Origin of the sequence: Arthrobacter sp. UYP6, from assembly GCF_040547315.1 — a bacterium.
GTDB lineage: Bacteria > Actinomycetota > Actinomycetes > Actinomycetales > Micrococcaceae > Arthrobacter_B.
In genome coordinates this window covers 73,635-83,254 of the sequence record NZ_JBEPPM010000021.1, presented here as the reverse complement: position 1 = coordinate 83,254, position 9,620 = coordinate 73,635, and the positions used below count along the sequence as shown (strand labels likewise).

Here is a 9,620-nt window from a genome sequence, read left to right as displayed (position 1 = left end):
CCCTGGGCATGGCGACCCCGGCTCAGAAACTTGCTGAGCTGCTGCAACCCGCAGCAGCCTGAACCCCGTGTTGCACTAACCGGTTGACTTAGCCCTAGTCGAGTGTCGCGAACGCGACACTTCCGGCGAAGTATTCGCGGATCGTCTCCACACTCGATGGGGCAAACCGGCGCGAGCTCCACACTCGAAGTCCCTGCCGTCTGCTTTCCCCTGAGCCTCGTCCTGACCGGATGCTCGCTGCGGTCCTGCCCGCGCGTCGGCAGCCCGCCTCGCGTTAGCAGCCCGCCTCGCGTTAGCGGTCCGCCTCGCGGTGAGGACCGGTAGTCTGACGCAGCAGCCGGCAGAACATTTCGCTGTTCTCGGCAAGCCACCAGTGTCCGCCGTCGACGGCGCTGGTCCGCAGATCCTGCACTTCATCACGGAGCCCGTCCGTCAGCCGCGGGGACAGGAACGGATCATGGAGGGGAACAACCACATGCACCGGAACGTCGATGAACGGCGGGAATCTCCGGCCGGCTCTCCCCGAGTCCAGCAGATTGGCACGGTACAGGGCCAGCCCGCGGATGCCGTTCTCCGTCGCCGTGTCGGTGCCGGTCCCGGCACGCCCGGCATAACGCGGCCCGAGCAGCCGCCAGAGGAGTTCCGGCAGAACGGGTAGCTGGAAGAAGGCCACATACGTACTCCGGAGCGCCTGCCCTGCTCCCAGCAGCCAGCGGCGCGGAGAACGCAGGCAACCGGCAAACCACCTCCGCAGGTGGCCAAGGTCCGGCCCGGAAATACTCGTGAAGCTGAGGAAGACGCCGCCGGCGCGGGCATCGCGGACTGCGGCCCAGCCCTGGACAGACCCCCAGTCGTGGCCCACCAGATGGACGGACCTCGCCTCCGCTGAAGCCAGCACCGCGTATAGGTCGGAGACGAGCAGGGGCAACCGGTAGGGCGCCAGCGGATTGGCTGTCTGCGCCTGAACCCGGGAAGCACCGGCATTGCGCGTGTCGTAGGCGATAACCCGGTGATCTGCAGCCAGGTCCTCGATGACGCTGCCGAACACTGTGTGGTCATCGGGATAGCCGTGGACCAGGAAAACTGTGGGGGTGCCAGGTCCTCCCGAAGACAGCCCGTACTCGAAAACGGACAGCCGGGCGCCGTCGTTCTCCACCGTCCACTGCCTGTTTGCCCGCATCCGAGATCCCTCCGCCTGCGTGGTTACCGGCAAAAAGGGTGCCGCCCCGGCAATGAGCCGGGACGGCACCCTTTCAGCTTTCCTCGCTGACCGAAACAGGTGTTGCCCGGTGGAACGGACTACCCGGTTAGAACGGGTACTGGCGGGGTTCGCGCTGCAGCGTGACGGTGTGGTCGGTGGTGAACTCTTCGATCGCCCATTCGCCGTTGAAGCGGCCGAGGCCGGAGTTTTTCTCGCCGCCGAAAGCCACATGGGCCTCGTCCTGGACCGGGATGTCATTTACGTGTGTCATGCCGGCCTTGATGCGGCGGGCAAACAGCACACCCGCGTCCAGATTGGAGGTGAAGATCGAACTTGCCAGCCCGAGGTCGCTGGCGTTAGCCAGCGAGAGGGCGTCCTCGGCGTCGGCTGCGCGGATAATGCCTGCAATCGGGCCGAAGATCTCTTCCTGGAAGAGTTCCATGTCCTTCGTGACGTCGGCGAAGACGTAAGGAGAAAGGACCTGGCCGTTGGTTTCACCCTCCACGACCAGGCGGGCACCTTGCTCCTGTGCCAGCTCGATCTTCTTCTGCAGGCCCTCGAGCTGCTTGGCATTGATAATCGGGCCCACGGTGTTCTGCGGATCCCGGGGATCCCCGGACTTGAGCGTCTTGGCGTGCGCGGCAAACTTCTCCACGAACTCGTCGTACACGGCGTCTTCGACGATGATCCGGTTGATCGCCATGCAGATCTGGCCCTGATGCAGGAACTTGCCCATAATCGCGGCCTTGACGGCCTGGTCCACGTCGGCGTCGGCGAGCACCACAAACGGGCTGTTGCCGCCAAGCTCCAGCGCCACGTGCTTCAGCGTGGGGCCGCTGGACGCCAGGGCGCCAAGGTTCTTGCCCACCGGTGTCGAACCCGTGAAGGAGATGAAGGAGGGGACGGGGTGCTCCACAAAGGCGTCGCCGATTTCGGATCCGGCACCCACCACAACGCTGAGGACTCCTGCGGGAAGGCCGGCCTCCTCGAAGATGCGGGCAATCATCAGGCCGCCGGTCACCGGGGTATCGGAGGCGGGCTTGAGGACGACGGCGTTGCCCAGTGCCAGCGCCGGTGCCACGGAGCGCTGGGAGAGGTGCAGCGGGAAGTTCCACGGGCTGATGACGCCGACCACGCCCAGCGGTCCGCGGTAGACGCGGGATTCCTTGCCGGGGGTATCGGATTCCAGGATCTTTCCCGAAACGCGGTGCGGGAAGGTGGCTGCTTCCTTAGTGATCGCCTTGGCTGAATCGACTTCGATGTTGGCCTTGATCACGGTGCTGCCGGATTCGGCGGCGAGCCAGGCGATGATCTCGTCGCGGCGCTCGTCGAAGATTTCAGCTGCGCGCTCCATGACGGCGCGGCGTGCCGACGGCGTCTGTGCCGCCCAGTCCTGCTGGGCTTTCGCGGCCGCGGTATAGGCCTCGTTCAGGTCTTCCCGGGAAGCCTGACGGATGCTTCGCAGCTCTGTGCCGTCGAACGGGCTGGTGTCGGTCAGGACCCGGTCGGAGGTGCCGTCGCGCCACTGGCCTGCAATGTACTGCTTCGAAGGAATCCAATCCGTAAGGACCTGAGCTGCTGACTCAACCTGCGTTGTCATGTGTTTCTCCTTGAAGTCTCGAGGCATGTCCCGGTTTCAACCGGGCCCGCAGCAGTTTCATTCCCGGGTTTTGACAGCACAGCCTTTTGTCCGGAGGCGCGGAGGGTACCTGCAGACTCTGGACGGGGAGGAAAGCGGAGTCCTACGATACAAGTCACGGCGGACTCCGCAGGTATCGCTGGCAGCACGATGTTCCGGTCCAGGCACCCAAGGGATGGCACTGCATGTCGACGCTCAAGTACTCAACCGATGAATCGGGAACCTTTGTACCGCCGCGCGTCGTGCCCCTATCCAAGGGCCGGATTGTGGTCAACTGGCTCACCTCCACGGACCACAAGACGATCGGCTATATGTATCTGATCGCCTCATTCACCTTCTTCTGCCTGGGCGGCGTTATGGCGCTGGTGATCCGTGCCGAGCTGTTCGAGCCCGGAATGCAGATCCTGCAGTCCAAGGAGCAGTACAACCAGCTGTTCACCATGCACGGCACAATCATGCTGCTGATGTTCGCCACGCCGCTGTTCGCCGGTTTTGCCAACATCATCATGCCCCTGCAGATCGGTGCCCCCGACGTTGCTTTCCCCCGCTTGAACGCTCTTGCGTTCTGGTTCTTCCTGTTTGGCAGCACCATCGCAGTCAGCGGATTCATCACTCCCCAAGGCGCAGCGTCGTTCGGCTGGACGGCCTATGCACCCCTATCCGACACCACCTTTTCGCCCGGTGTGGGCGGTGACCTGTGGGTGTTCGGGCTGGCCCTGTCCGGATTTGGAACCATCCTTGGGTCGGTTAACTTCGTGACCACGATCGTTTGCCTGCGCGCTCCCGGGATGACCATGTGGCGGATGCCGATTTTCACCTGGAACACGCTGGTCACCGCCATCTTGGTCCTCATGGCTTTCCCGCCCCTGGCGGCAGCACTGTTCGCGCTGGGCGCGGACCGGAGGTTCGGGGCGCATATCTACGATGTAGACCGCGGGGGCTCCATCCTGTGGCAGCACCTGTTCTGGTTCTTCGGCCATCCGGAGGTATACATCATCGCGCTGCCGTTCTTTGGCATCGTCTCCGAAATCCTGCCGGTCTTCAGCCGGAAACCAATCTTCGGCTACAAGGGCCTGGTCTTTGCCACCATTGCCATTGGCGCTCTGTCCGTTACCGTCTGGGCGCACCACATGTACGTCACCGGTGCGGTGATGCAGTCCTTCTTCGCCTTCATGACCATGCTGATTGCGGTGCCCACAGGCGTGAAGTTCTTCAACTGGATAGGCACCATGTGGCGGGGGTCCATCACCTTTGAGACCCCCATGCTCTGGAGTATCGGTTTCCTCATCACCTTCCTCTTCGGCGGCCTGACCGGTGTCATCCTGTCCTCACCCCCGCTGGATTACCAGGTGTCAGACACCTATTTTGTGGTGGCGCACTTCCACTACGTGGTCTTTGGAACCGTGGTGTTCGCCATGTTTGCGGGTTTCTATTTCTGGTGGCCAAAATTCACCGGCAAAATGCTCAACGAACGCCTGGGCAAGATCCACTTCTGGATGCTCTTCCTCGGGTTCCACGGAACCTTCATGATCCAGCACTGGCTGGGCGTGAGCGGTATGCCGCGGCGGTATGCGGACTACCTGCCGGAAGACCACTTCACCGGAATGAACCAGCTGTCCACTATCTCCTCCATGCTCCTGGGCGCCTCCATGATTCCGTTCTTCTGGAACGTGTACATCACCTGGCGACGAGGTCGGAAGGTGGGGGTGGACGATCCCTGGGGATTCGGTGGCTCCCTGGAATGGGCAACATCCTGCCCGCCGCCGCGCCACAACTTCACGTCCCTGCCGCGCATCCGGTCAGAGCGCCCCGCCCTGGACCTGCATCATCCGGAGCTCAAACCTCGTCCCAACGAGGAGACGGACAATCCCGCCGTGAAGATCTTCGGAGCGGCGGACATGGGCAGCGAAAAACCCAACGATCCAGATCCGCGCTAGCAGCGTCTAGCTCGCCCGATGCAGGGAGCTTCTCGCCGCTGTCGATTGCAAACGGTGAGCAGAGCTCAGCCAATGCTGGGGCACGGAACGGCAGATAGAAGCGGTGCCGCCCCGGCTCAAAGCCCGGGCGGCACCGCCTTTTGTTCTGCTCCTGCTGTAGGGCCTAGACGCGGCCGCGCAGGCAGTTCAGGTACTTGGCCCATTCAACGGCATACCGGAGCCAGCCCCGGAAATCCCACCAGTGCCGGGGCGGAACCGGAGCAGTGCACACCGGAGCCGGCGGAACCGTGGGAGCGGCCTCCACCGTGACCGGAAGCGTCACCGAGGTGGCGGACGGGTCGGCGGTGAGCACGAGGGTGCCGGCTCCGGAGGCCGACGCCGGAAGAGTCACGTTCACCGTAGCGGTTCCTGAGGCCACCGCGGTGGTGCCCAGAGCGGTGGCCGTGCCGGCAGCGTTGACCCAGCTGGCGGTCAGCCCGGTGTTGACGGGGCTGCCCAGCGAGGTCAGATCCAGGTCGGAAACCGTGAAAGTCACAGCGCTTCCGGCCTTTGCAGCAGCCGGAGCACCCTTCACGATGACGCCCTGGCGGGCGAAGTCCGGTGAGAGCGGGCTGTTGGCCTCGAGGTAGCTGATCCACGCATCGCGGTCCACCAGGCCCGTATCCCGGGTATTGGTGCCTTCGGTGAAGACGGTGAAGTTGTCTCCGCCCTGGGCCAGGAAGCTGAACGTGCCCACCCGGTAAGCGCGGTTCGGATCCATCGCGGCACCGTTGATGGTGACGGTCTGGATCCGCGAGCCCCGCGGCTGGTCCGGGTCATAGGTGTAGGTGATGTTGTCGGAGAGACCCAGCGCCAGGAAGGCACGCGAGCTTCCGTCGGGCTGCCACTGCTGCTCCAGCATCGTTTTGAGCTGGGCACCGGTGAGGGTGGTGGTCCACAGGTTGTTCACGAACGGCAGCACGGCGTTGGCTTCCGCATAGGTGACCACGCCGTCGTCGCCGTAATACAGTTCCGCGCGCAGGCCGCCGGGGTTGGTAACACCGATTTCGGCGCCGCCGCGTTCAGCGGAGGACAGCGTGTTCAGCAGGGAGTCCGCCACGACGTTGCCCAGCGTGGACTCCTTGCTCCGGTCATCCCGAACCGTACCGTTGAAGGCGGTTGTGATGTCTGCGGTGACTGAACCGACCGGCTGGTTGCCGATCTCGGCGGAGTAGGCCAGCGCCGCATCCACAATGGACTTGACCTCGGCCACCGCGGGATAGGCGGCAACGAGCGACTCGGCGCTCGCCGTGGTCCGCGGAACGTTGGTGGCCGTGTAGGACAGGACTTCATCCGTTTCCGGGTTGTAGTCCAGGTTTATCTGGCCAATAAATTCGCCGTAGGAGCCGGTCTGCAGCACCGGGCGGGTTTTACCGTCGACGCCGGGAACAGGGGCATCCCAGGCGTACTGCTTGTGCGTATGGCCGGTGTAGATGGCATCCACGAGTGCGCTGGTGCCGGTGACAATCTCGGCGAACGCGCCGCCGTCGGCCAGCTCTGCCTCCAGGGAAGCGCCGTCGGGGGTGCCGCTGCCGGCGCCCTCGTGGTATTCGGCGATGATAACGTCCGCCAGGCCTTCCGCCTGGAGACGTTCAGCCACGCGGTTCACGGCCTCCACCGGATCGCCGAAGTCCAGCTCCGCAATTCCTCCGGGGGTGACCAGAGCCGGTGTCTCTTCGGTGATGGCACCGATGACGGCCACGGAGACGCCGTTGACGTCCAGGATGGTGTATTCCTCCAGAGCCGGAGTGGTGGTGCCCTTGAGGTAGACGTTCGCGCCCAGATAGGGGAAGTCCGCGGCCGGATCAACGCGGTCCGTGAGATCGGCGTAACCGGCGTCGAACTCGTGGTTGCCCACGGCGGAGGCACGAAGACCCAGTGCGTTCAGTACGTCAAGGGTAGGTGCATCCTGCTGCACTGAGGAGGCAAACAGCGAGGCCCCGATGTTGTCGCCTGCCGAGAGGAACAGTGTGCTGCCCCCGGGTGCGGCGGCCTTGAGCTGTTCAACGGTTCCGGCGAAATTCACGGTGTTGGCGTCAATGCGGCCGTGGAAGTCGTTGATGTTCAGCAGGTTCAGCTCTTCGGTTCCTGCTGAAGCCGGAGTCAGGTCCAGGCCCACAAGGATCGGATCGTGGTCCGAGGACCGGTAGGGATCCGGGGCGTAGTAGTTGGTGACGTTGGTGTTGTAGCGGCTGTATTCAAGGGCCACCGACTCTACGGAGTTGATGTTCCAGATGTCGGCTCCGGTGACGGCTTCCGCTGCCTCCGGAGAGGCCAGGATGTGGTCGAGGGAACCGACCATCCCGCTGAAGGCGTAGGAGTGCTTTCCGGTGGCTTTGCCCAGGTTCACGTAGCCGGCCTCGGCCAGGACATTCATCGGATCTTCGGCGGCGTAGGAGTTGAAGTCGCCGAGGAGGAAAATCCTCTCGGTGCCGGCAGCCTTGGCCGTACTGTCTGCGAAGGTGGCCAGTGCCTGCGCCTGCCGCACGCGGTCTGCGTTCCAGCCGCCCTGCCCGGTGTCGGCATTTTCGCCGGTTGCGGGGGCCGATCCCTTGGACTTGAAGTGGTTGCTGACGGCCAGGATAGTGGAGCTGTCCTCTCCGCCCGCCGGCTTGAACGCCTGCGCCAGCGGTTCACGCGCGTTGGAGAACACGGTTTCATCGTTGAGGATCACGGATTCGCCCACCGGCTCGGCGGCGGCAGTGCGGAAAATGAAGGCGGTGCGGATGACGTCTTCAGCGGTCGGCAATGCTGCGGGGGAGCGAACGTAGTCCCAGGTTCCCGGCGCGGCCTCGTTCAAGGCTGCGGTCAGGTTCGCCAGCGCTTCGTCCCGGTCCTTGCCGAACACGGCCGAGTTTTCCACCTCCATCAGGGATACGACGTCGGCGCCCAGGGTATTGATGGCGGCGACAATCTTGGCCTGCTGGCGCTCGAGGTTCTCTGCGTTTGCGGCGCCGCGGGCATCGCAGCCGCCGCGTACGGTCAGCGGCGCGCCGGAGCGGTCGTTGTAGTAGGTGCAGCCGGCCAGGTCAGCGCCCGTGGTGCTGAAGTAGTTCAGCACGTTGAACGAGGCGAGCTTGAGGTTGCCGCCCACGCTTTGGGGTGCGGCGGTGCGGGTGGCCTCGAACGACGCCGGGGCCACCTCTGCGGCGTTGGCTGCGGTCAGGGCGGTGAGCGGCTGAAACTTCCAGGCACTGTTGCGGTAGTCCAGGATGACGCCGGTGGTGAAGGCGGCGGCCGCCCCGATGCGCACCGGATTCTCCAGGGTCAGGTAGGGCAGGGGGGTGCCCTGGTTGGCGGCGCTGAGGAAGTTGGTGCTGGCGCCGTCGTCGAGCTTCACGGCCCGGGCGGCGTTGTCGGCGACGACGGCGTTGTGCTCGGGAGTGCCCACGGCGGATACCGCGGTGGGCTGGACCAGGGGCGTATCTCCGGCGGCAAGCCCGATTTCCGCGTACTGGTTCAGGGAATAATTGTCGGTGACCGTATAGCTGCCCTGCGGTGCCAGCAGCATGCCCTCGAGGACTTCGCGTTCTGCATCGGTGGCGGGCCAGGTGACAGTGGCGGGCTTGACCTCCTCGGCAGGTTCGTCGAGTTTTGTCATGTTGCCGGCAGCGACGGTGAGCTGGGTGAGACCGAAGTACTCGCCCACGGTGCCGCTGACCTCAACATAGTCCCCGGCGGCGACGGAGCCGACGGTGTCTGCGGAGAAGACGAAGATACCGTCCGAGGCGGTGTGGGTTGCCGGGTCCAGGGCGCCGCCGGTTCCGGGGGTCTGGAGGTAATAGCCGTTGAAGCCGCCGGTGGGGTAGACCCCGGTGACTTTTCCGCGGGTGGTGACGGTTTGGCCGGCCAGCGGGCTGGCGTCGCCGGTGTCCTGGATTTCCGCGATCGGAACGGCGCCGGCCGGCGGCTCGGCGGGTGTGGTGGGCGTGGGGGTTGGTGTGGGACTTGGTGTGGGACTTGGTGATGGCTCGGGAGGAGCGGTGCTGCCAGTGCCCGTGGGTGTCACCTCGGCGCTGAGGAGGAAGTCGGCAGCATTGTTGTCAGTGTCTATGAAGCCGGTGCGGTTCAACGACTTGGGGTCGGCGTTGCCCGCCGGCGCCGCGGCGGCCGAAGTTTCGAAGGTGTTGGAGGTTCCGTAGCCGAGCAGGTCTACCACGCCCGCGGTGCCCGGGTCCGAACCGATGGGCAGGGGATCAACGCGCGTGGGCTGGTTGGACAGGATCAGGGTGCCGCCCGCGCCGCTGAAGCTGGCTCCGACGGTCGCGTCGGCCGCGGGCAGGGGAGCGCCGCTGGCGCCGTTGGAGGCACCGGACACCAGGTAGTAACCGCCGGCGGGGATGGAACCGGACAGCGCGCCGGGGCCGGTGGGCGCCGTCGTCGCGCCAGCCGACCGGTACTGCAACGACCAGCCGTCAAGGCTGACATCCTCCGCAGTGGGGTTGTACAGTTCCACGAACTTGTTGGCGAACGGCGCATTTGCGCTGCCGCCGCTCAGGTAGGCCTCATTGATGATGATGCCGGGGGTGGCAGCGGCAGTGCTGTCTTGTGCGTAGGCCGGCAGCGCCGTGATGGGGGCTGCCAGCAGGCCGGCTGAGAGGGTGGTTCCCAGCGCGGCCTTCCAGAATGTTGGGCTCATGCCTCTTGCTCCTTGGTCAGCTGCGATGACAGCGGACGGTAGTGGCCGCCGCGAGCGGCGCCGAGGGGGGTAACGCGAGTGACGCAGGTAATACTATGTGGTCCACGTTACGAACAGGTGACCCCATGGTGGCCGGCGGGGCAACAGAGGTTGAGTGAAACAGCA

4 protein-coding genes are annotated in these 9,620 nt (G+C 64.8%); 1 reads left to right on the top strand and 3 read right to left on the bottom strand.

Features of this window, described 5'->3' with window-relative positions; genetic code table 11:
* Positions 1-292 precede the first annotated feature (292 nt).
* Positions 293-1,180, bottom strand: coding sequence for an alpha/beta fold hydrolase (locus tag ABIB35_RS16195; protein WP_354182752.1), 888 nt, complete (start codon positions 1,178-1,180; stop codon positions 293-295).
* Positions 1,181-1,307: 127 nt separating this feature from the next.
* Complete coding sequence (locus ABIB35_RS16190; protein ID WP_354182751.1) at positions 1,308-2,801, bottom strand: aldehyde dehydrogenase family protein; 1,494 nt, start codon at positions 2,799-2,801, stop codon at positions 1,308-1,310.
* Between the two features lie 224 nt (positions 2,802-3,025).
* Here ABIB35_RS16190 and ctaD point away from each other — a divergent pair, with 224 nt between their 5' ends.
* Positions 3,026-4,777 (top strand): aa3-type cytochrome oxidase subunit I, encoded by a 1,752-nt coding sequence (ctaD, locus tag ABIB35_RS16185; RefSeq protein ID WP_354182750.1) that lies wholly within the window; start codon positions 3,026-3,028, stop codon positions 4,775-4,777.
* A gap of 163 nt (positions 4,778-4,940) precedes the next feature.
* Here the strand turns inward: ctaD and ABIB35_RS16180 are convergent, their stop codons facing one another.
* Positions 4,941-9,455: an ExeM/NucH family extracellular endonuclease gene (locus ABIB35_RS16180; RefSeq protein WP_354182749.1), complete on the bottom strand. Its 4,515-nt coding sequence runs from the start codon at positions 9,453-9,455 to the stop codon at positions 4,941-4,943.
* Positions 9,456-9,620 lie beyond the last annotated feature (165 nt).